Origin of the sequence: Pectobacterium versatile, assembly GCF_020166435.1 — a bacterium.
Classification (GTDB): domain Bacteria; phylum Pseudomonadota; class Gammaproteobacteria; order Enterobacterales; family Enterobacteriaceae; genus Pectobacterium; species Pectobacterium versatile.
Map to the genome: position 1 here is coordinate 1 of NZ_JAINZP010000029.1, position 23,267 is coordinate 23,267.

Annotated in this window: 20 protein-coding genes, 1 pseudogene and 1 riboswitch; of the genes and pseudogenes, 7 read left to right on the top strand and 14 right to left on the bottom strand. The window is 54.1% G+C overall.

Going from position 1 to position 23,267, the window contains the following annotated elements:
- Nucleotides 1-27 precede the first annotated feature (27 nt).
- Nucleotides 28-888 carry a glutamate racemase gene (gene murI / locus K7X24_RS20290; RefSeq protein ID WP_224558091.1) on the bottom strand — a complete coding sequence of 287 codons (861 nt, stop codon included), beginning with the start codon at nt 886-888 and terminating at the stop codon, nt 28-30.
- On the bottom strand, nt 833-2,710 hold the full coding sequence (gene btuB / locus K7X24_RS20295; RefSeq protein WP_224558092.1) for a TonB-dependent vitamin B12 receptor BtuB: 1,878 nt from the start codon (nt 2,708-2,710) through the stop codon (nt 833-835). The genes murI and btuB overlap by 56 nt, the downstream gene beginning before the upstream one ends.
- Before the next feature lie 65 nt (nt 2,711-2,775).
- Nucleotides 2,776-3,195: riboswitch (cobalamin riboswitch) on the bottom strand.
- A gap of 131 nt (nt 3,196-3,326) precedes the next feature.
- On the opposite strand from btuB, the gene trmA reads away from it, so the two are divergent.
- Nucleotides 3,327-4,430 (top strand): tRNA (uridine(54)-C5)-methyltransferase TrmA, encoded by a 1,104-nt coding sequence (gene trmA / locus K7X24_RS20300; protein ID WP_224558093.1) that lies wholly within the window; start codon nt 3,327-3,329, stop codon nt 4,428-4,430.
- A gap of 40 nt (nt 4,431-4,470) precedes the next feature.
- Here the strand turns inward: trmA and K7X24_RS20305 are convergent, their stop codons facing one another.
- Together K7X24_RS20305 and fabR are read right to left on the bottom strand one after the other, a co-directional pair.
- Entirely contained in the window at nt 4,471-4,857 is a 387-nt protein-coding gene (locus K7X24_RS20305; RefSeq protein ID WP_224558094.1) for a YijD family membrane protein, read from the bottom strand.
- Nucleotides 4,858-4,892: 35 nt separating this feature from the next.
- A complete protein-coding gene (fabR, locus tag K7X24_RS20310) occupies nt 4,893-5,522 on the bottom strand; it encodes an HTH-type transcriptional repressor FabR (protein WP_010308157.1) in 630 nt (209 codons plus the stop codon).
- A gap of 212 nt (nt 5,523-5,734) precedes the next feature.
- Here fabR and sthA point away from each other — a divergent pair, with 212 nt between their 5' ends.
- On the top strand, nt 5,735-7,141 hold the full coding sequence (gene sthA, locus K7X24_RS20315) for a Si-specific NAD(P)(+) transhydrogenase (protein ID WP_103862284.1): 1,407 nt from the start codon (nt 5,735-5,737) through the stop codon (nt 7,139-7,141).
- On the opposite strand, the gene oxyR is transcribed toward sthA, so the two are convergent.
- Entirely contained in the window at nt 7,133-8,041 is a 909-nt protein-coding gene (gene oxyR / locus K7X24_RS20320) for a DNA-binding transcriptional regulator OxyR (protein WP_127031736.1), read from the bottom strand. The two genes, sthA and oxyR, sit on opposite strands and share 9 nt — an antisense overlap.
- A 178-nt stretch (nt 8,042-8,219) precedes the next feature.
- On the opposite strand from oxyR, the pseudogene K7X24_RS20325 reads away from it, so the two are divergent.
- Nucleotides 8,220-8,345: pseudogene (locus tag K7X24_RS20325) on the top strand (glutathione peroxidase); the annotation flags it as partial.
- A gap of 331 nt (nt 8,346-8,676) precedes the next feature.
- Here the strand turns inward: K7X24_RS20325 and metF are convergent.
- The 9 genes from metF to metB form a co-directional block, all read right to left on the bottom strand.
- Nucleotides 8,677-9,573: a methylenetetrahydrofolate reductase gene (metF, locus tag K7X24_RS20330; RefSeq protein ID WP_039541835.1), complete on the bottom strand. Its 897-nt coding sequence runs from the start codon at nt 9,571-9,573 to the stop codon at nt 8,677-8,679.
- Between the two features lie 512 nt (nt 9,574-10,085).
- Nucleotides 10,086-10,847 carry a phosphodiesterase gene (locus K7X24_RS20335; protein WP_224558095.1) on the bottom strand — a complete coding sequence of 254 codons (762 nt, stop codon included), beginning with the start codon at nt 10,845-10,847 and terminating at the stop codon, nt 10,086-10,088.
- A 47-nt stretch (nt 10,848-10,894) separates the two neighbouring features.
- The gene (locus K7X24_RS20340) at nt 10,895-11,899 is read right to left on the bottom strand and encodes a LacI family DNA-binding transcriptional regulator (RefSeq protein ID WP_039486824.1); all 1,005 of its coding nucleotides are present in this window, start codon (nt 11,897-11,899) and stop codon (nt 10,895-10,897) included.
- Entirely contained in the window at nt 11,896-12,702 is an 807-nt protein-coding gene (locus K7X24_RS20345) for an ABC transporter permease (protein ID WP_029368106.1), read from the bottom strand. The genes K7X24_RS20340 and K7X24_RS20345 overlap by 4 nt, the downstream gene beginning before the upstream one ends.
- The gene (locus K7X24_RS20350) at nt 12,699-13,538 is read right to left on the bottom strand and encodes an ABC transporter permease (RefSeq protein WP_039535635.1); all 840 of its coding nucleotides are present in this window, start codon (nt 13,536-13,538) and stop codon (nt 12,699-12,701) included. Before K7X24_RS20350 ends, K7X24_RS20345 begins: the two co-directional genes overlap by 4 nt.
- A gap of 71 nt (nt 13,539-13,609) precedes the next feature.
- The gene (locus K7X24_RS20355; RefSeq protein WP_005973362.1) at nt 13,610-14,743 is read right to left on the bottom strand and encodes an extracellular solute-binding protein; all 1,134 of its coding nucleotides are present in this window, start codon (nt 14,741-14,743) and stop codon (nt 13,610-13,612) included.
- A gap of 22 nt (nt 14,744-14,765) precedes the next feature.
- The gene (locus K7X24_RS20360) at nt 14,766-15,932 is read right to left on the bottom strand and encodes an ABC transporter ATP-binding protein (protein ID WP_224558096.1); all 1,167 of its coding nucleotides are present in this window, start codon (nt 15,930-15,932) and stop codon (nt 14,766-14,768) included.
- A gap of 217 nt (nt 15,933-16,149) precedes the next feature.
- Entirely contained in the window at nt 16,150-18,585 is a 2,436-nt protein-coding gene (locus K7X24_RS20365) for a bifunctional aspartate kinase/homoserine dehydrogenase II (RefSeq protein WP_224558097.1), read from the bottom strand.
- A gap of 2 nt (nt 18,586-18,587) precedes the next feature.
- Nucleotides 18,588-19,748, bottom strand: coding sequence for a cystathionine gamma-synthase (metB, locus tag K7X24_RS20370; RefSeq protein ID WP_039281157.1), 1,161 nt, complete (start codon nt 19,746-19,748; stop codon nt 18,588-18,590).
- A 187-nt stretch (nt 19,749-19,935) separates the two neighbouring features.
- Between metB and metJ the strand changes: the two genes are divergently transcribed.
- The 4 genes from metJ to K7X24_RS20390 all read left to right on the top strand — a co-directional run bounded on the left by metJ (nt 19,936) and on the right by K7X24_RS20390 (nt 23,256).
- Entirely contained in the window at nt 19,936-20,253 is a 318-nt protein-coding gene (gene metJ, locus K7X24_RS20375) for a met regulon transcriptional regulator MetJ (protein WP_005973355.1), read from the top strand.
- A gap of 223 nt (nt 20,254-20,476) precedes the next feature.
- Nucleotides 20,477-21,274 (top strand): ABC transporter ATP-binding protein, encoded by a 798-nt coding sequence (locus K7X24_RS20380; RefSeq protein ID WP_010299273.1) that lies wholly within the window; start codon nt 20,477-20,479, stop codon nt 21,272-21,274.
- 9 nt (nt 21,275-21,283) lie between these two features.
- A complete protein-coding gene (locus tag K7X24_RS20385; RefSeq protein ID WP_224558098.1) occupies nt 21,284-22,246 on the top strand; it encodes an ABC transporter substrate-binding protein in 963 nt (320 codons plus the stop codon).
- Nucleotides 22,243-23,256 (top strand): FecCD family ABC transporter permease, encoded by a 1,014-nt coding sequence (locus K7X24_RS20390; protein ID WP_224558099.1) that lies wholly within the window; start codon nt 22,243-22,245, stop codon nt 23,254-23,256. Before K7X24_RS20385 ends, K7X24_RS20390 begins: the two co-directional genes overlap by 4 nt.
- The last annotated feature ends 11 nt before the right edge of the window (nt 23,257-23,267 follow it).

Consider the following 23,267-nt stretch of genomic DNA (forward strand, 5'->3'; position numbering starts at 1 on the left):
TCGCTTGTCTACTATTTGCACACAAGGCTATGAAAGTGGCAGTTTTTCCAGCGAATCGAAGCCATAACGCTGCAATATTGGCCACAGCGTAGCGACTTTAGGCGTAATCGCCAGGCAGTAAACCAGATTCTTATCTGTCGAAAGTGAGGGATTATCCAGATTAGCAATCAGCCATGCTGTTCTTTTAGCTATAGCAGCGCCAGAATCCACAAGACGCGTACCATCTGGCAAGGCCATTTTCAGTTCTTCTGCTAATAATGGAAAATGCGTACACCCAAGTACGACCGTATCTGGCGGTTCTGGTAAACGCAGCCAAGGGCGCAGAATTTTTTGCAATTCAGAAATAGAGATCGTCTCACCCTGCAATTTCGATTCTGCTAACTCGACCAGTTCTGACGATCCCAATGACAAAATCTGGCAATCCGTCGCAAAACGGGCAATCAGTTCGTGCGTATAGGGGCGTTGAACCGTTGCGCGAGTCGCCAATAGGCCAACAACACCGTTGCGTGTCAGCTTAGCCGCCGGTTTAACCGCTGGGACGACGCCCACGACAGGGAAAGTAAAGCGCTCACGTAGCGCAGGAAGGGAAATCGTACTCGCCGTATTGCAGGCAATCACAACTAATGCAAGCTGATGGCGTTGTTGAACTGCGTTAACAATCTCAACCACGCGCTCGATAATAAACTGCTGTGATTTCTCACCATAGGGAAACGCTTCGTTATCGAATGCGTATATATAGTGAAGATCCGGCAAGAACTGCCGGATTTCGTCATAAACAGACAGCCCGCCTACGCCGGAATCGAAGACCAGAATCGTAGGACGGGATGGCAGGTTAGAAGGTATAGCTTCCTGTGAGATAGTATTCTCGCCCTGCCGTGCGGTAGCCATATGCCGTCTCATAATCTTTATCAAACAGGTTGGCGATTCTACCACGAACTGTTAGATGAGAGGTGATCGGATATGAGGCTGCGAGATCCCAAGTACTATACCCGCCGAGCTTAACAGGTTGAGAGGGGAAAACATCAAAATTAGTATCGGAACGAGCGCCTTGGTAAAGCCATGTCAACGACACATTTACATTATTTTCTAATGTCGTAGAAAGTTCATACTTCGCTTTTTTATGGGCACGACGAGCTAAAGATTTATCTGCCGTTTTATCCTTGGCATCCAAATATTCCAGAGTCATCTGATGCGACAACCACCATGTATCATAGGCAGCAGTAAACTCAGCTCCGGTCATTACCGCTTTGCCAATATTATCGTATGTACCTAGCATCGGAGTAATCGCACGATAGTTGATTAAATTATCAACTTCATTCCGATAACCAGAAAGACGCCAGTTTACAGGGCCACTTAGGCCTTCTAGGCCAATTTCCCACTGCTTACTTTCTTCAGGCGATAAATTGGGATTCCCCTGCGAGTATGCCGTGTCATATATCTTGTCAAATGTTGGTGCTTTAAATGCCGTACCGTAAGAACCTACAATTCGATAACCTTCAACAAATTCCCATGCAGCACCGGTTTGCCACGTACCATGTCGACCATATTGTTGATTATCATCACCACGTACAGCGCCTTCTAATGTAACAGAACCAAACTGTTGCTGAGTGGTCAGGTATACCCCTGTGTTATCGCGGCTTTGAGCGTTCGTATACGCAGACATTCCTCCCGCGTCAGCGCGCTCATTGCGCCAATCCGCCCCCAGACTTAAGCTACCATTTCCAACACTGAAGACGTTACCCCATTGCAGATTACGCTGCTCAATCTGCGTAATTGTTCCGTTATATTTCCCGGTTGCATCGTTAAAATTCAGATCATCATAGGTTTGGTAACTGGCCGTTAATTGACTTGAATATATACCTTCATTGAACTTCAATCCCGCATCATAATTTCGAGTATTCAAATAGCGCTTATCACTGCTACCGCTAAAAACGGCGTCATAATCCGTATTGTTGTCATATCCATAAGCACGGAAAAAGCCAGAAGTACTTTCAGAAAAACGCTGCTCCAACGCTCCCCAAAAAGATTTGCTGCGATAACCATCATTGTCTCTGTCAATCGGCAAAGACGAGGAAGGATAAACATTATATCCGTGGGTCGCTTCATAACTTCCAGCAACGCTTACCACTGTATTGTCACTCACATGTCCACGTACTGAGCCATCATAGTTTTGGTATGCATGTGAGCCGTAACCAGCATTTAACACCCCGCCATCCTGGGCACGTTCAGTGATAATGTTAATAACCCCGCCGATAGCATCAGAACCGTAGACTGCTGAGCGAGGGCCGCGAATATATTCAATACGCTGCACCAACGACATTGGTATCTGGCTAAAATCAACACTACCTGTTACGCCAGAAGATGCCATACGAACACCATCAATCAGTACCAATACATGGCTAGCACTTCCACCACGGATAAATACTGATCCAAGCTGCCCGCGGCCACCATTCTCAGCAATATCTACACCCGGCAAACGACGCATCACATCATTGAGCGACTTTGCCTGCCAGCGATCGATATCGGCTCGAGTTACAATACTGTTTGCCGCCAGCACCGAAGAAACCGGCTGTGCGAAACGGTTTGCGGTTACCACTATGTCATCGGTATTTTTTTCCGATGACAAATTTGGAGATGAACTGTTTTCCTGTGCCCAGCCAGAAAACGCCGTGACGGAAAGCGCCGTCAGCAGCGAAACTTTTTTAATCATTGTTAAAGCATCCGAGAAATAATAAGGATGCCGCAGGCTCTGTTAATAGCACGCGATATGCAGAACCAATTGCGACGTATTCCGGCAGGTCTTCGGGCTTGGATGCCGCTGTTACCACAAACCGTCAACGACGGTAAGGGATACAACGAAAGCGATGACTTCCCATCTATACCCGTCATACTTCAAGTTGCATGTGCGTTGGCTGCGTTCAGTCACCCGAATCACTTACTTAAGTAAGCTCAGCGGGATTCCTTCGCTTGCCGCATTACGAGGAACATAAAATGTCCCTCGCCCTGACGGGCCAACGCCTTGCGTTGTTCAAAACGCTAACGTTTTGTCCTGAAACTCGAATTATTTAGGGTACATAACAGTGTCTGCATAATAATGCTATCGCTGGGGCTTTCCTTACCGCTGCGCGTCAGCTCCAGATTTACACTGGATTCCCTTTTGACTTGTGATACAAGGCCGGACGCTCATCCTACAATCGCGAATTACAGAAGTCTAGACTTCTACCTCACTACAGATGAATAACGTAACAAAACTGGACTTCCTAGCCGGATTCCCTACAATTCTCGGCCAATAACCTCCTTTTAGACGCTGTTCAGACGAGAAAACCATGACGCCAGAAATTCTGCCCATCGAACACTATGACGATCAGCTTGCAGAGAAAACAGAGCGTCTGCGTGGAATGATGGCACCTTTCAATGCCCCAGAGCCTGTGGTCTTCCGTTCTCCCGTCAATCACTATCGGATGCGCGCCGAATTCCGTATCTGGCACGATGGTGACGAGCTTTATCACATCATGTTTGACCAACAGACCAAGCAACGCATCCGAGTTGATCGGTTCCCAGCAGCCAGCGAACTGATTAATCGCCTGATGCCCGAGCTACTTGCCGCAATCCAGCCTGACCCCGTGCTGCGCCATAAACTGTTCCAGATAGATTATCTGTCAACCATGAGCGGCAAAGTGATCGTTTCGCTGCTGTATCACCGCGCACTGAACGAGGAATGGCAGGAACAGGCCCGCGCGCTACGCGATAGCCTGACAGCACAGGGATTCCATCTACAGTTGATCGGTCGCGCGACAAAAACCAAAATCTGCCTCGATCGCGATTATGTCGATGAATGCCTGCCGGTTGCAGGTCGGGATATGATTTACCGGCAGGTAGAAAACAGCTTCACGCAGCCGAATGCCGCTATCAATATTCAGATGCTGGAGTGGGCGTTGGATGCAACAACGGGATCAACAGGGGATTTGCTGGAACTGTATTGTGGTAACGGTAATTTTTCACTCGCGCTGGCAAGAAATTTCGAACGCGTGCTAGCAACCGAAATCGCCAAACCATCTGTCGCGGCGGCACAATATAATATCGCCGCAAATCAGATAGAGAACGTACAAATCATCCGCATGGCGGCAGAAGAATTTACGCAAGCCATGCAGGGCGTGCGTCAGTTTAACCGTTTACAAGGTATCGATCTGACAAGCTACCAGTGCGAGACTATTTTTGTTGACCCACCGCGCAGCGGACTGGATGACGAAACGGTGAAACTGGTGCAGGCGTATCCGCGCATTCTTTATATTTCCTGTAACCCGGAAACGCTAAGCAACAACCTGAAAACGCTATCGGAAACCCATGAGATTCGCCGTCTGGCGCTGTTCGACCAATTCCCTTACACCCACCATATGGAGTGTGGCGTGCTGTTGGAAAAACGTCAGTAACGCACACAATCTGGCGGGTTACCCCGCCAGCATCTACCCGCTACAGCGTCTCGCTCTCGTCTGCGGATAAGGTATCCGTCTCTTTTCTTCGGCGCAGCTTCAGGCCAATCCAGAAAACCAACACCACGCACAGGATTGAAGGAATAAAGTTCGATCCAATAGCGGGATATTCGACACGCACGATGGCGCTGTAAATCAGTAATCCCAGCAGAAAACTGGCTGCCGCCAGCATCGGAATGCCTTCCGGCATACTGTGGTGCAAATAACGTTGATGCAGGCAATAAATGGACAATACCAGCGCAATCAGGGGAAAAATCGAGAACGGAACAATACTGCTGAACAAGGCGGCGAATGCGCCATTAACGGATAAGCCCGCAACTAGCGCCAGAATCAGCGTACCTTTTTCTTGGTGAGGTTTTTCTGTCATGGTTTCTCCCTTTTCATGTTGTTGGTATAGAGGATTTATGGCACGGTAAAGCTACTATCGTGTTCTTTTCTGTACCAGTAATAAGCCCCTTTGGCGATCATCCGCAATTGCAGTACTAGCCGCTCTTCTAACTGTTTACGCTGTTCCAGGGAAACATCCAGAGCTTCCGCCCCCGCGCTGAAAACAATGGTCACCATCGCTTCCGACTGCGCTTCCGCGAAACTGCGGGGAATATGGTTTTCCACCTCAAGATAATCCGCCAGTTCAGCGATAAAATGCTGAATTTCCCGCGCGACCGCCGCACGGAACGCCGCCGACGTACCTGAGCGCTCACGCAGCAACAGCCGGAACGCATTAGGATTATTGCCGATAAATTCCATGAAGGTGGAAACCGATGTCCTGATTACGCTACCGGTTTTGGCGATACGTTGCCGAGCCTGCCGCATTAACTGGCGCAGCATCAGCCCGCTTTCGTCGACCATTGTCAGCCCCAGCTCATCTACGTCACGAAAATGACGATAGAAAGAGGTCGGCGCGATACCCGCCTCGCGGGCAACTTCACGCAGGCTCAGGCTGGCAAAGCTGCGCTCAGCGCTTAACTGGCTAAATGCAGCTTCAATAAGGGAACGACGAGTCCGTTCTTTTTGTTGTGCTCTGACACCCATTATGCTGCCCAAATGATCTACTCCCTTTTCCAGAGAGGCACTATAGCAAACTTTATTGTCCGCAGAATGAGACAAAGTTTGCCATATTAAGAATGTGAGAATCTGTTTCCATAGTAAAGGCAGGGATGATTGGGTTCTTCCGCAGTCGATGCTACAATCGCACGATGTTAAGGCCACGTTATTATTTTGTATAAAAACAGGTTTAACCTACCATGACTCTAGAACATCAATTCGATTACGATGCCATCGTTATTGGTTCCGGGCCCGGCGGTGAAGGTGCAGCAATGGGATTGGCCAAGCACGGGGCCAAAATTGCGGTGATTGAACGTCACTACAATGTCGGCGGCGGCTGTACCCACTGGGGTACGATTCCTTCCAAAGCCCTCCGCCACGCCGTCAGCCGTATTATCGAGTTCAATCAAAACCCCCTCTACAGTGACAACTCCCGCATTATTCGCTCCTCATTTTCCGACATCCTGCGCCACGCCGACAGCGTCATTGGTCAGCAAACTCGTATGCGACAAGGATTTTATGAGCGTAATCAGTGCGAGCTGTTTTCCGGTGAAGCCAGCTTCATCGATGCACACACGATTGCCGTTCACTACCCAGACAATACCCATGAGACGCTGACCGCCGCGAATATCATCATTGCGACCGGTTCACGTCCGTATCATCCGGCAGACGTCGATTTCAACCACCCACGCATTTATGACAGCGACTCGATTCTGCAACTCGACCACGAACCCCAGCACGTCATCATCTATGGTGCAGGCGTTATCGGCTGCGAATATGCCTCTATCTTTCGCGGCCTGAGCGTGAAGGTCGATTTAGTCAACACCCGCGACAGGCTGCTGGCCTTTCTCGATCAAGAAATGTCGGATGCCCTGTCCTACCATTTCTGGAACAACGGCGTGGTGATTCGTCACAACGAAGAGTTCGAGAGTATTGAAGGGCTGGCTGACGGCGTTATCGTCAATCTGAAATCAGGCAAAAAGATGAAGGCAGATTGTCTGCTCTATGCCAACGGGCGCACGGGGAACACGGAAACGCTGGGGCTGGAGAATATCGGCCTGAGCACCGACAGCCGCGGGCAGCTCAAGGTCAACAGCATGTACCAGACGGCGCTGGCGCATATTTATGCCATCGGCGATGTCATTGGCTATCCGAGTCTGGCATCGGCGGCGTACGATCAGGGTAGGCTTGCCGCACAGGCGATCATCAAAGGCGATGCCAGCGCGCATCTGATCGAAGATATCCCGACCGGTATTTATACCATCCCGGAAATCAGCTCCGTGGGGAAAACCGAGCAAGAGCTCACCGCGATGAAAGTGCCTTACGAAGTCGGGCGGGCACAGTTTAAACATCTGGCACGGGCGCAGATTGTCGGGATGAATGTGGGGAGTTTGAAGATTCTGTTTCACCGCGAAACGAAACAGATTCTGGGTATTCACTGCTTTGGTGAGCGCGCCGCGGAGATTATCCACATCGGGCAGGCCATCATGGAACAGAAAGGTGAAGGTAATACTATCGAATATTTCGTTAATACCACCTTCAACTATCCAACCATGGCAGAAGCGTACCGCGTAGCGGCGCTAAACGGGCTTAACCGCTTATTTTGACAGGGTTTCCATATAGCCCTGCATATGCTCGCGGATGGTATCAGCAAGTTGCTCATAGCGTCCGCGCAGCGGTGAACCGGGGCGATACACCAGCGCGATAGTGCGCTTGGGCTCCGGTTTATAGCACGGCAAATAGCAGACGCCATCGCGCTCGCGCTCACGCGGCACCGATAACGCAGGCAACAGCGTAATACCGCTTCCTGCTGCGACCATGTTACGCAGCGTCTCCAGACTGGTCGCCCGGAAATGCGTATCTTCATCCGCCCCCGCCTGAAAACAGAAGCCCATGGCCTGATCGCGCAGACAGTGGCCGTCTTCCAACATCAGTAGTTTTTCACCCGCCAGATCGGACATCGCCACGCGTTCGCGATTCGCCCAAGGGTGATCCTGATAAATTGCCAGCTTCATCGGCTCGTCAAAAAGGGGAACTTCGATAAAGGCTTCGGACTCTTTCACCATTGCCAAAATGGCGCAGTCCAGTTTGCCACTGTCTAACTGGGCCAGCAGTTGATGGGTTTGTGCTTCGTGCAGATACATTTCGAGTTTGGGGAACGTGCGATGCAGCATCGGAATGATTTGCGGCAGCAAATAAGGCCCCACGGTGGGGATCAGGCCAATGTGCAGCGGCCCAGACATGGATTCACCCTGCTGGCTCGCCATCTCTTTTAGTACCTTGACCTCGCGTAATACCGTTCGTGCCTGCTCGACAAGCAGCAGCCCAGCCTGGGTAAACAAAACTTTACGACTAGTTCGTTCCAGCAGCATCACACCTAGCTCATCTTCCAGTTTACGAATCTGCCCACTGAGCGTCGGCTGGCTGACATGGCAGGAATCTGCCGCACGCCGAAAGTGGCGATGTTCCGCCAGCGCAACAAGATACTCTAAGTCCCGAATATTCATTATTATTCTCCTTATCATGATAGCTAACAGCGATAGATAGGATACCAATGAACGATAATCCCTATCAACATCCAAAATGAATAATATATCCCACCGAAGCGTATCTATTTATTTCGACAAGAATAAAACAATATTTTTACGGTTTCGGCACCGCTAGGGCATGCCTACCAGCCTTCAGCCACGCTATAACAAGCGGGCTGGCATCTTCAAGCGATTTGGTATCGACAGCATTTTGTGTGCGTCGGTCAACGATACTCCCGCGATCGACGCCGGGAAATCTGACCAGCAGGCAAAGCCATTAACGATATGGGAGTAGGCGGAGAGAAATAGAGGATTCGAATAGTCAGGGAAGTGGTCATAACGCCGCCGAGCGGTCATCGTACTGTTATGAATGATAGAAACGATTATTTATAGGAACTACTAGCGATAAAAATGGGGATAAGAGATAAAAACAGGCGCTGGAGATAATCATTGAATCGGTCAGTAGCAATCGGTCTAACCGCGTGAATAGGAATCTCATCCCTGAGACTCCTCCTTTTCAGAGCCGCCGTAAGTGACGTTGAAAGGCATTCCAATACCGTTACTCTTCGTCACCGCGTTGCGGTCTCTTTCTTCCTGAAATCTTGCGCGTCGCCTCAGCGTGCTACATCAGGGCGGACGCCCAGCGTATGGCAAATCGCATAGCTCAACTCCGCACGGTTCAGCGTATAGAAATGGAAATCTTTTACGCCTTCGCGGCTGAGAATTTTCACCATATCCATGGCGATAGACGCCCCCACCATTTTGCGGGTTTCTGGATCGTTATCCAGGCCGTCAAACATGGTCGTCATCCAGTTCGGCACGCGGACGTTGGTCATCGTGGCAAATTTTTGCAACTGCTTGAAGTTCGATACTGGCAGAATGCCCGGCACAATTTCTACATCGATGCCCGTCGCCACGCAGCGATCACGGAACCGCAGATAGCTTTCTACGTCGAAAAAGAACTGTGTGATAGCGCGATTCGCGCCAGCATCAATCTTGTGTTTCAGGTTAATCAGGTCAGCCTGCGCGCTTTTCGCTTCAGGGTGTACTTCAGGATAGGCGGCAACGGAAATATCGAAATCACCGACCTCTTTCAGCAGCGAAACCAGATCCGCCGCGTACATGTCCGGTTTGCCGCCTTCTGGAGGCAAGTCGCCGCGCAGCGCAACAATATGGCGGATACCACTCTCCCAGTAATCCTGAGCGATTTCACGCAGCTGTTCACGTGAAGCATCAATGCAGGTCAGGTGAGGTGCAGCTTCCAGACCGGTACGCTCTTTAATCGTTTTGATAATGCTGTGAGTACGGTCACGCTCGCCAGAATTCGCCCCGTAGGTCACGGAAACAAACTTGGGCTTCAGGCTGCTCAGTCGATCGATAGAGCTCCACAGGGTTTCTTCCATATCGCTGGTACGTGGCGGGAAAAATTCAAATGACACATTAATTCGTCCCTGCAATTCCGCCAGACTCTGATTCAGCGCTTCCCGCTGGTTTGCGTGAAAAAAGCTCATACCTGCTACCCCGTTGACCGTGACTGTTATTATCATTCCATACACGTCTATACGTTTAGACGTCTATATAGAAAATGACGTAATCCGCTTAAAGAGTCAACGTTTTTCAGCACGACAAGCCGTGATGATTGCTCACGGTAAATGAAAAAAGTTCATAATGGGTTTCCAGCAAAAGTGCTGCCTCTTCGTCACATTGTTATGTAGATGCGGAGACGGTTTCGTGCGTCACAATATTGCTATTCCATGCTACTTCGTCGCACACGCCCGACACGGGGCGGCTCAAACGCCGCTCGCCCCGTGACCCCAGGCTTTCGGCGAGAATTATGCCGCTGACGCGGTGCCTTCGTCGGTATCTGGCTTTACGGACCGCTTGCGACACGTTCCCGACGTGGCGCAAGCTCTCGCCGCGTCCTGCGGCTCATCCTAATCCAGCTATCTCCTCAGAATAATTTTTTACGCCGGATAACAGCAAAACCATCTCTCAGGCTGCATGAACGAAAGGAAACACGCCGTCAGCAACAGGGGAAATCATGAAAATGTACGGTATGCCCTTCTTCTGTCGTCAGAAAAATGGCGTACTGCGGGGCTTCCAGACTGGTTTCAAATCCGGGAGCGAAACGCAGCGCGGACTGATGGTTGGTGCCACGTACCGTGCTGAACGATATGCCTCGCCAGCCACCGCTAGCAGGACGATGCACGTGCCCCGCAGAAATATGCCGCACATTGCCGAAACGGTGACACACTTGAGACAGCGCGTCTGCTGCCTCGGGTGCCAATCGAACGCTATCCAGCGCCGGAAGCCCGATCGACATCGGAGGGTGATGCAGGAACAGGAACACGTTCTTTCCTTCCGCGGCCTGAAGCTGTTGCTCCAGCCACGCCAGCCGCGCTGAACACAGCGTTCCGCCCACCTCACCAGCCTGCAACGAGTCCAGCAGAATGACGCAATCATCCCCCACGGGCGTGACGCTCTGCACAAACCCGTTTTCATCCACCAGCGTCGGGAACTGGGCTAAAAACGTCTCCCGGTCGTCGTGATTCCCCATCGTCACACGCCAGGGAAGCTGTAGCTCGGACAGCACCGAGGCCAGAAACGCATAGGATGCCGCACTGCCGTCATCGGACAGATCGCCGGAGATGACCACCAGATCGGCATCGCAATGGTGTGCGTTGATATCGGCAATCGCCGCTTTCAGTTGCTGCTCCGGGTCGCGACCATGCAAATTACCGCCTTGTGCGGTCAGATGGAGGTCGGAGAGTTGAATCAGTTTCATATGTATCCTCGGTTTCACTATCGACGCGCTATCGCCTGCCAGTACCGTTATGCCGACTGGCGGCGGATGAGCGGGGCAGCCACTTTTGCTCGACACGCAGGTTCTTGTACCTGAGACTGGCGTCGATCGAGCAACGCCAACGCCTGTGCCGCCATCGTTGCGGGATCCTGACGAAACGTCGTCAACGCATAGGCATCCCACCCCGCGGCCGGAATATCATCAAACCCGATGACCATGAGATCCTGCGGAACGGCAAGCCCACACTGCTTTGCGCGATCGATCACGCCGAACGCGACTAAATCGTTAACACAGAACACCGCATCTGGTCTGACGCTTTCCGGGAGCGAAAACAGCTTCTGCCCCACCGCCAGCCCATCGTCATAATCTGTATCAGTGCCGCGCACTACGGCCACGGGCAGCCCTAACGCGCATGCCTCCTCACAAAACGCCTGCTCGCGTTCAATAATATTGGGCGTTGCCGACGCCGCTCCAGCCAAAGCCAAACGCGTTCTGCCCGATGAGGCAAACAGCCGCGCAGCCATACGCGCGGCTGTGTCATTATCGATGTGTACGCTGTCACACGCCGGTTCGTGCCGCCCAATAACAATCAGCGGCTGGCCATTTAGCTGCGCCAGTTCGACAAATTCTTTTGGCGGCGAGCCGGAAAGCACAATCGTCGCTTCCGCACGGTGACCAAACAGGATCGAGCGCGCAGCGGCCATCGCTTCCCGCACATGGCCGGTATTGATGAGCACCGGAATCGAACCACGTTGGATTAACGCCTGCGACAGCTCTGCGACCAAATTGGCGCGAAACCCGACCTCGGGGTGCGTCACCACCAGCCCAACCAGACGGCTACTGTTCGCCAGCAGACCGCGGGCCAGATCGTTAACCTGATATCCCAGTTCCTGCGCCGCCGTCATCACTTTGGCATAGGTGGCAGCCGACACGCTGGCGCCGGGAGTAAAACTGCGGGACACCGCCGAGCGCGATACACCAGCCCGACGCGCGACATCCTGTGCGCTAACGTAGCCCTGTTTACCTGCCGTCATTTCCCTATCCTTGCCATTACGTCGGCCTTCAAGAAACGCTCCACCACCAGCATGAACAGCACGGAAGGAATCAGCAGCACCAGCGCAGTAATAGAAGCGATCTGATAGTTACCGCCCGCCCCTGCGGTATAGAGCAGCAGCGGCATCATCTGCACATCCGGTGCCCCAACGAAGTAGCTGCCGGTAAACTCATCCAGCGATTCGAGGAAGACGAAGATGGCTGATGCCATCAGCCCCGGCATAGCCAGCGGCAGGGTGATATCGACAAAGGCACGCCATGGCCCGGCACCAATTGACCGTGCCGCCTGTTCCATTTCACGCCCCACCGCCGAGAACGCCGCCGAGGCAATCCAGACCGCAAACACCAGCCCGTGAACCGTGTGAACCAGCACGACGCCCAGCAACGTGCCGTTCAGCCCCCACTGATAAAACAGGCGGGCAATGTTGACGTACACCGTCAAATTCGGGAACGCCTGCGGGATCAGGAATACCAGCAGTATCAATCCACGAGCAGGCAACGGCAGGCGCGCTAGTGCATATCCCGCCGGAATCGCCAGAGACAACGAGGCCAGCACGGTGAACACCGCCACCAGCACGCTATTTCCTAACGCTTCCCAAGCCACACCGCGCGGCGAAAACACCCGCTTCCAGAAGGCGAAGCCCCACTCATTGGGCAGCAGGTGAGGATAGAACCATTTCTCCGCTACCGACCACAGCAGGAGGTTAGCCAATGGCCCAAAGATCAAGAAGATCAGCGTCCCCAGAATCAGCATTCTCGGGATCCACCACAGTACGTTCTTCATGCCTTCTCCCTCATGTTCAAGCGGAGATAAATCACGGCAAACAGGCCAGTCATCAGCAGAGAAATCACCCCCAACGCATTCGCGACGCCGTAATCGCCGTAGGCGTTAATGCGGAAGGCAATATTGGCGGTTAACATTGTTGGCGACTGGGCATTGATCATCATCGGTACGGACAGCACCGACATCATGGTGACGAAAGAGAGAATGAGTCCGGTGAGCAGCGTTTGCCCAACCTGAGGCACCACAATTTCACACAAGATACGCAGGCGAGATGCGCCTAAATTACGGGCGGACTCTATCATCGTGCGATCCAGCGACGCCATCGCGCCTGCAACCAGCAATGCCACAAACGGCGTCTGTTTCCAGACGAAAGCGAACACGATGCCGCGCCAGTCTAGCCAGTTGCTGGCGCTGGCGAGATCGACAATGCCAAGCGTATCCAGCGCGCCATTCAGCCAGCCGTTCTTGGCCAGAAACGTGCGTAAAATTTGCCCGGTCACGATAAACGGGATAAACAGCGGCCAGCGATAGACCCAGCGCAGCAGCGCCACCATACGCGGGCTTTCCCCCAGCGTCAGGTAGCCGCCGATCATGACGGACAGCAGTCCGATCAGTAGCGTCGCGAGGCTCACAATCAGTAAGGTAAACAGGATATCGGGCAGATACAGCGTCAATGCCGTGACAAAATTATCAATGCCCACGCCATTCTGACTGACAAAAGCGCCCCCAACCGACAGCCCCAGCGGCGTGATAAAACAGACAGCCACCACCGCCAGCGCGGGTAGCACAAGCGCGATACCCGCCAGTCGGGAAGAGAATTGGGATACTTGCAACATGAATGTCTCCGCGCTCTGGCTTCATCCCGCCAGAGCGCATGTGATGCTAAGGGGTATCTAAGCCAGCGGCACTATTTTGCCATCGCCTGCTCGTAGGCGTTTAAAATCGCGGTGTGATAAGGCGCGATAGGGAATGTCTTCCCTTTGCTCGCCAGTTCATCAGGCGTCACATCCGTGAACAGGCGTTGCCATACGGCGGGCTTCAGCTCAGCCTGAACGTACTTGGCATCGATCCCCGGATACCAGTTAAAGCGTTCCACGATCCCTTCGGCCTGCACTTTGGCGCTGGTTGCCAATTCGACAAACTGTTTAGCCAGTTCGCGGTTCGGTGCCTGCGCGGGGATGACATAGTGCATCGGCTGCCCCGGCATACCGGGCGCAGGAAGCAGCAACTTGAAATTGTCCGGCAGCTGTCCACTCGCTTTCCAGGAATAGAACATATCGACCCACACCGGCCCCATAGCGATTTCACCGCGGCTCAGCATGTCGAGCGTGCCAGCGTTGCCCGGCGTCAGCGTCACGTTCTTGTTAAAGGCTTTCAGGCGTTCAAACGCGGGTTGCCATTTCTTCGCTTCCGCCTCATCAAACGGTCCGTTCATCAGTTTCTGGGCATCGCCGCCGTAAGCGTAAATCCAGCCCATGACGAAGCTCACGCCCGATGCGCCGCCCTTAATGCCGTTGTAGCCGAACATCTTCGGATTCGCGGCTGCCCACTGTTGGATTTCGTCATAGCTTTTAGGTGGATTCGCTACCATGCTGGGGTTATAGGCCAGCGCCGTCTGGCTACTGAACATCGGCATGACATAGCCTTTCACGTCTGTACCCATGGCTTTATCCGCAGCAGCCATGCTGACCAGCTTGCCGCTGGCGATATCATCGCGATATTTCAGCAGGTCGCCCTTTTGCACCATCGGACCGACAAACTTCTCATGCACAACCGCCACATCGGTGTCCCAGACTTTGGCACCGGCGGCCTGTTGTGCATTAAAACGCTCAAGAATCTTCTGCGACCCCGCATCACCTGGCCCAGTACCGACGGCGCGTACTTTTACGCCGGGATGCTGCTTTTCAAACAGCGGCCCTAAGTATTCATTCACATAGTCGACCATGTTCTGGTCACCTGCCGTCAACACCGTTAATTCCTGTGCCTGTACCGCCGCCAGCGGTGTACTCATCATCAGCGTTGCAGCAAAAATGCGTTTCATATCATTTGTCTCCAATTCAGGATCAGGCCGTCAGGCCGGGAAGCGAGGAATAACGTGAAGTGGTATCCGGTACCGCCGTCAAAGGCATAGCCTCTTCTGCCAGCGGGAAAAGAAACAGCGCCTCGGCAGGGATCTGCACGGCAACCCGCTGCCCGATGGCATAGGGATGCGACGCATGAACCTGTATCCGCCAGGTGCCGCTGGAAATCGTATGCTGCCAGTATCCGCCGGGGTAGCTCTGTGCCTGTACCGTGCCGTAGCGCATCAACATGCCGGGCTGGATGAGCGGAACCTCTGCCGGATCGTAAAGACGAGCGGCTTCCGCACGAAAGCGCGCTTCTATCGGGCCGGGCTGTAGCGACGTATTCTCAGGGACCAGCGAATGGCTCTCGGCATCACCGGGAATCATCAGCGTATCGCCGTCATAACGCGCTTCCAGCACAAGCCGATTTTCCGCCCCCATAAACGCTGCGACAAACGCGCTGGCCGGATGGTGGTACACCTCTTGCGGGCTACCCGCCTGCATGATGCGACCCTGATTCAAAATCACGATGCGATCCGCCATCACCATCGCTTCTTCCCGATCGTGCGTCACGTGGATCGCAGTCAGCCCCAGCCGCTGTTGCAGCGCACGGATCTCATCACGTAGCTGTAGGCGAATACGGGTATCCAGATTGGAGAGCGGTTCGTCCAGCAGCAGAATATCGGGCCGTACCGCCAGCGCACGACCCAAGGCGACGCGCTGCCGCTGTCCACCAGACAGTTCCGCTGGCTTACGGGCGCTCAGTCCCGTTAAACCGAGCATCGTTTCCAGCTCCGCCACCCGGCTGGCAATTTCCGCACGTGGGACGCGGCGCAAACGCAGTCCGTAAGCAATATGCTGCGCCACCGTCATGTGCGGCCACAGCGCATAGCTCTGAAACACCAGCGCCATTCCGCGTTTCTCTGGCGGCGCTTGCGTCATGTCCTGTCCGTTAACGCGAATCGCCCCCGCACGCGGTGACGAGAATCCAGCGACCGTACGCAGTAACGTCGTCTTGCCGCATCCTGACGAACCGAGCAACGCCACGAACTCGCCCTGTGCAATCTCCAGATGGATATCGTTCAATACGGCTGTCGTGCCGTATCCAACATGTAGATGGTCGATGACAATGTGCGGGGCTGCCGCAGAGGAAGTTGTTTTTTGCACAGCTGTGCATTCCACGATAATCAAACAATGCGCTGATTGTGCGGTGACATCGTGTCAGTGGCGTGTTGTCACTGTGACATTTCAATGACACGACTGACGGGAAGATAGCGGTGGGGATTTTTTAGCGAAAAGGGAAACGAGGGAATGGGTCTCTTGAGTATTGGCCATCTCCCCATGCGCGGAGACGGCCAACGGTATGTTGCGCTTACAGCAGATTTTACAGTAACTGTGCCAGACGGTTTAGGTCAGATTGAAGCGCACCCGCCGTGACATCGCGCCCTGCACCTGGCCCACGGATAACCAACGGGTTATCCCGATACCAGCGGCTTTCGATCGCAAACACGTTATCACCCGGCAGCAGTGAGGCCAGCGGATGATCGGGGCGAACCGCTTCAACGCCCACGCGCGCTTTACCATTGCTGTCAAAGCGTGCGACGTGACGCAGAACCAAGCCCATTTCCTGTGCTGCTTCCAGACGTTGCAGCATCTGTTCGTTCAGCGAATCGCCGTTCTCGAAGAAGTAATCGACAGAGCCCTGTTCACAGCCCGGCGGCACCAGCGACTCAACCCGAACCTGACTCGGTTCGATATCATAGCCAGCCTCACGCGCCAGAATCACCAGCTTGCGCATAACGTCCTGACCGGAAAGGTCAACACGCGGATCCGGCTCGGTCAGCCCCTGCTGACAAGCCTGATCGACCAGTTCGGTGAACGGCACGGTGCCGTCAAACTGCAAGAACAGCCAGGAAAGCGTGCCGGAGAAAATCCCGCTAATCGCCAGAATACTGTCGCCGCTTTCTCGCAGATCGCGTACCGCAAAGTTGACTGGCAACCCTGCGCCGACGGTCGCGTTATACAACCAGTGACGATCCGTTTTCGCGAACGCGTCGCGGATCTGGCGATAGTTATTGCCGCCTGATGCACCCGCCAATTTATTGGCGCTGATGACATGGAAACCATAGCTGGCGAAGTCCAGATACAGATCGGCGACCGACTCACTGGCGGTGACGTCCAGCACCACCAAATCATCGAAGGGATGCGAACGCATCCACAGGAACAGATCTTCGCCATCCCGCTCTTGCGCTTCACTTTCGAAGAACGCCAACGCACGGCTGGCATCCAGTCCGTCATAGTTCAACAGGCTGCGCGTACTGTCCACCACACCGGCCAGTACAAACTCAAAACCGGTACGTGCAGACAGGTTACTCTGCTCACGCGCAAACAGCTCCAGCCAGCGTGAACCAATATTCCCTTTGCCAAACAGCACTAACCCAATACGTTTTTCTGCCCGGAACAGTGAATGGTGCAACCCACGAATCAAATGCTCCGTCGGACCAACGCGCAGCACAGCAACCAGACTGATGCCATCATCGGCCTGGCGGACAAATTCAATCGGCTGATCTTTCAACTGCTGATAGAAACGGTGACTGTGCAGCGGATTTTTACCCACGCCTGCACCGACCATCGCGACCATCGCCAATCCGTCACGCTGGTTGAGCTCAACGGGCAACGCAGCCTGTGCCAGCAGTTGCAGCGAGCTATCCACCACTTCGGAGGTGTAGCACAGTTGCAGCAGGTTACGATCCTGATGAACGCCGATCGCCAGCGGTTTCAACTGCGCACGGTTCAGAAGCTGTTCGACTTCTTTTTGCAGCAACGCGAAATCGTGTTCGGAAGGAACCTGAACTTCAATCAGGCAGACATCGTCGTGGCTGGTGACAATTTTGGCACCCGTTCCTGACGCCAACACGCGTTCAATGCGCGTCGATCCCTGTTCAGGCTGATAGCTGCAACGCAGTTGCAAATCGATATCGCTGCCGGAAACAGGCTGTAAGGTACGCGTATGTAACACTGGCGCAGCCAGACGTGCCAGTTCACTGGCTTCATCCAAACGCAGCAGCGGCAGCAGGCAGGCATCTTTCACTTTGCGCGGGTCAGCGCTATACACCCCGGCGACGTCGCTCCAGATGGTCACGCGCTCAACGCCCGCCAACGCACCAATTTGTGTAGCGGAATAGTCACTCCCGTTGCGCCCCAGCAGCACCGTTTCACCCGCATCATTGCGGCTGATAAAACCGGTTACCACTAAGCGCTGCCCTGTGTGTTGCGTCAGATATTGCTGCAACAGCGGCCAGGAACGGCCTTCATCAACCTGCGGCTGCGCGGCACGCTCCGCACAGAGAAAATCACGCGCATCCAGCCACGCTGCATTCATATCCCGGTGATTAAGCACAGCGGACATCAGGCGAGCCGACCAGATTTCACCGTGCCCGACCACTTCGGCGTAGACGGCATCCGTCATCTTGCCATCCAGCAGCGCAGCCAAACGCTCCAGATCGCGAATAAACTGGGCGGTCAGCGCTTCTGCCTCTTGCGCAGGCAGAAGCCCGGCAATCAGTTCACTGTGGTAGCGGCGTAATGCCTGCTGAACCTGATGTGCCGACAGACGATCGCTTTGGCTCAGTTTCAACCAGCTAATCAGCTGGTTTGTGGTACTGCCAGCGGCAGACACCACCATCAAATCACCGGGGTGGCTATACTCCGCCATAATACCGGCTACGCGCAGGTAACACTTCACATCGGCCAGACTGCTACCGCCAAACTTATGCAGCTGTCGGCCCGTTACCGATGGCGCTACTCCTAATGCACTCATTCTTACCTCTTGGCAGCGGCTTGAAACGCACGATCCAGATCGGCAACCAGATCATCGCCGTCTTCAATGCCAGTGGAAATACGCAGTAATGTTTCAGAGATACCCGCTGCGGCACGCGCTTCTGGCGCCATACCGGCATGCGTCATCGTTGCCGCATGAGAGATGAGGCTTTCAACGCCGCCCAGCGATTCTGCCAGCGTGAACAATTCCAGCGACGCCAGAAAACGCCGCAAGGTGTCTTCATCCCCATCCAGCTCAAAACTTAGCATAGCGCCAAAGCCGGATTGTTGACGGCGGGCAATATCATGACCGGGATTATTCGGCAGTGAAGGATGGTACAGCGCCTTCACCAGCGGCTGCGTCTGTAAGAATTCAACCACTTGTTGCGCATTACGCTGCGCGGCTGCCATACGTGGCGATAAGGTACGCAGGCCGCGTAGCAGCAGATAGCTGTCAAACGCCGCGCCCGTAACACCGATGTTGTTCGCCCACCAGGCCAGTTCAGTAATGGTATCGGCATCTTTGGCGATCACCGCACCCGCGACGACATCAGAGTGACCATTCAGGTACTTGGTGCACGAATGCACCACCAGATCGGCACCCAGCTCCAGCGGCTTCTGCAACGCCGGGCTCAGGAAGGTATTATCCACCACGCTGACCGCGCCAGCTTCCCGCGCAGCCTGACAAATTGCAGCAATATCCACGACGCGCAGCAGCGGATTGCTCGGGCTTTCCACCAGCACCAGCTTCGGCTTTTCTGCCAGCGCCGCGTTGAGTGCATCGGTATCACTTTGATCGACAAATTTGACGCGAAACGCGCCGCGCTTGCTCAGACTGTCAAACAGACGATAACTGCCGCCGTAGCAATCATGCGGTGCCACCAGCAGATCGCCGGGACGCAGGAACACCGTGCAAACCAGCATAATCGCCGACATTCCGCTGCTCGTCATTACCGCACCTGCACCGCCTTCCAGTTCGGCAAGCGCACGCTGCACAACATCACGCGTGGGGTTACCGCGACGCGAATAGTCGTGTGCGCGTGGCTGGTTGAATCCGGTAAAGTTATACGTGCTGGAAAGGTGAATGGGGGGGACGACGCAGCCATACTGCTCATCATCATTTAACCCACTGCGGACTGCGATCGTTGCCTGTTTACGCGTCATCGGCTCATTTCCTGGCTGGAGGCTGAAAAGATAGGAACTTAAGAGTAAACGCAGTTTTAATGGACGTCAACACATCTAGACATCTAAACTTCTTTGCGTATAGATTGAGCATAAGCATAATAACCGCTAGAATTGTGGCATTTCATGACAGATGCTGTCTTCATTAGATTAATTTTTAAGGTATCCCATGGCTGAGTGGAACGGCGAGTATGTCAGCCCTTACGCTGAACACGGTAAAAAAAGCGAGCAAGTCAAGAAGATAACAGTATCTATCCCATTAAAAGTATTAAAGATACTGACTGACGAACGCACGCGTCGTCAGGTGAACAACCTGCGCCACGCCACCAACAGCGAGCTGCTGTGCGAGGCGTTTCTGCACGCGTTCACGGGACAACCGTTACCGAATGACGAAGACCTGCGTAAAGAACGCAGCGATGAAATTCCTGAAGCCGCGAAAATCATCATGCGTGAAATGGGTATCGACCCAGATACGTGGGAATACTGATCGCGTTTGCACTATCGATTTTCTTGCTAACCCCGCCTCCTCTGGCGGGGTTTTGCTATGCAGAGAATCCCGCTCAACACATCACTCCTCATTAACCTGAACCTCAACCTCCGCCGCTCGCACTTCTTCCTTTCTTTCCGCTCACGTTGTGAATCGGGATTGCATTTAATTTGTTATGTTATAACATATCACTTTTAGCGTATAACGGTGATATGCCCGCATCATGACAGAGCTTCTCTCCACGAAACCCGTGCTGCTACAGCTTCACCATGTTTCCGTTGCCGACGCCAATCGCACGCCGAGGCTCAGTGATATTTCTCTGTCCATGCAAGCTGGAGAGCGTTTGGCGCTGGTTGGGCCCAACGGCAGTGGTAAGTCCACGCTGCTACGCGTGTTAACCAGCGAACTCGGCGCGACAACGGGGTACATCCAGTTGAACGGCCAGCCGTTGAACACACTCAGCCGCCATGAACGAGCAAAGCGCATCGCAATTCTGGCGCAGAACGATGCACCGGATCTGCGTTTGCGGGTCGCGGAATACGTCGCCTTAGGACGAATTCCACACCACGGGTTCAGCACACCTGCGCAGGATCGCCAGCTCATCGAAGAAGCGCTGGACGATACTGGCTTATTACCGCTGCGCCACCGCCTGCTGGGCACACTCTCCGGCGGGGAACGTCAACGCGCGGCACTGGCGCGTGCTTTTGCACAAACGCCGCAGCTCCTGCTGCTGGATGAACCGACTAACCATCTCGATCCGTTAGCGCGCGCGCAGTTGCTGTCTCTCGTGCGGAAACGCGGTATTTCAACGCTGGCGGTGCTACATGACCTGCCACTCATTACCCCCTTTGCCGACCGCGTCGCCGTTTTGCAGCAGGGAACGCTACTCCGCTGGGGAACGCCCGCACACGCGCTGAGCGCCGACTGTGTGAAATCCGTATTTGGGATGGAGAGCTTTACGGTGCCGCATCCGCTAAACGGCTCGCCCATTCGCATCTTTGAAGCCCCTGAACTGCACTAAGGAACCATGATGAAAATAACGCTTCTGTCTGGACTGCTGGCATTGACGTCGTGCTGGGCACACGCTTCTGGTTTTCCGATCACGGTCGACAGCTGTGGACAACCGCTCACTTTCACCCAGCCGCCGCAGCGAGCCGTTATCCATGACCTGAACATGACGGAAATGGCGTTTGCGCTTGGGCTGCAAAAGAATATCGTCGGGCTGACTGGGATCACCGGCTGGTATAAGGCACCTCCAGACTTTATCAAGCAGCAGGGCACGATCCCTGAACTGGCAGCAAAATACCCGACGTTAGAAAACCTGCTGGCCGTACACCCGGATTTCTTCTTTGCTGGGTGGAACTACGGCATGAAAGTGGGCGGTGAAGTCACCCCGCAATCGCTGAAAAAATACGGCATTCAGACGCTGGTACTCAGCGAAAGCTGCGTGTTCACCGATCAACAGCAACAGCGTCCACGTGCCAGCATGGATCTGCTCTACGGCGACATGCTGAAACTGGGGAAAGTTTTTGGTAAGCAGGAACAGGCTCAGGAACAGATTGACGGCTGGAAACAGCAGATTGCCGAACTGCAAACCCATATTGGCAATCAGCCAAAGCAGAAAGTTTTTCTGTATGACTCTGGCGACGATAAGCCCTTTACCAGCGGGAAATTCGCTATGCCAACCGCCATCATTGAAGCGGCTGGCGGTAAGAACGTAATGGACGATATGGAAACGAGCTGGGCTTCCACCTCGTGGGAAAGCGTGGCGGCCCGCGAGCCCGACTTTATTATTTTGCTGGATTACCAGACGGGCAACGGGGCGGATGCGTTAAGGCGCTTTCTGGAATCACATCCGCTAATGAGATTTACCCCAGCCGTACAGCAGCATCGCTATCTGAAACTGCAATATGCAGAACTTACGCCGGGACCAGCGAATATCGCCGCTATTGATAAACTGGCACGCGCACTCTACCCGGATGCCTTTAAGTGAACCCAACGTCTTCACGTTATGCCGCTACCGTCGTTATCGCGCTGCTGATATTGGTTGGGCTGATGCTGTTAAATATTGCGACAGGCAGCACAACGATTCCCCTTACGCAGGTCGCCAGCGTATTGGGGTTATCATCGGCAGACGTCTCGCCGATGACGTCACGCATCATTCTGGAGCTGCGTATTCCCCGCAGCCTGCTGGCAGCGTTGTGCGGTGCAGGTTTAGCGATGGTCGGTGCCTTTTTGCAAACGGCAACCCGCAACGATCTGGCCGACCCTTTTCTATTCGGCCTGTCTGCCGGAGCCTCAGCAGGCGCGGTCGCCGTCATCACCCGCTTTGGCGAGCAACTCGGTGACTGGGCGCTGCCGATGGCGGCCTTCTGTGGCGGCATTTTATCGGCCGTCGCCGTGACGGTGTTGTTCCTGCTGCAACAGGCGCGGGGCGCAGAGCGATTGATCATCTGCGGATTGGCGATCTCGTTTCTGTTCGGCGCCCTGACGAACTATCTGGTGTTTTCCGGCGATCAGCGGGCCGCCAGCTCGATTCTTTTCTGGTCACTGGGCGGGCTGGGTCTTGCCCGTTGGGACACATTACCGTTCGCGGTGTTCAGCGTCCTGCTGCTATTCGGCCTCACCGCTCTGCGCTGGCGGGCGCTCGACGCTCTGCTGGCGGGCGGACAAACGGCGGCCTCAATGGGCGTTAATCTGTCCCGCGTACGGGTGGAAATTTTTATCTGCTGCGCGTTCGCCACGTCGCTGTTAGTCGCGCTGACCGGCGTGATCGGTTTTATCGGCCTGATGATTCCCCATCTGGCTCGCCCGTTGAGCGGCGTACTGCACAAGAAGCTGCTGCCACTGACCGCCATACTGGGCGCGATACTGCTGTGCGGCGGCGATTGGCTCAGCCGACAGTTGCTGGCCCCCCAGGAATTACCCATCGGGATTATTACAGCGGGATTGGGCGGCATCTTCGTTCTGGGGATGCTGGTAAAACGCCAGCAGGGACACTGATACGCCAGAAA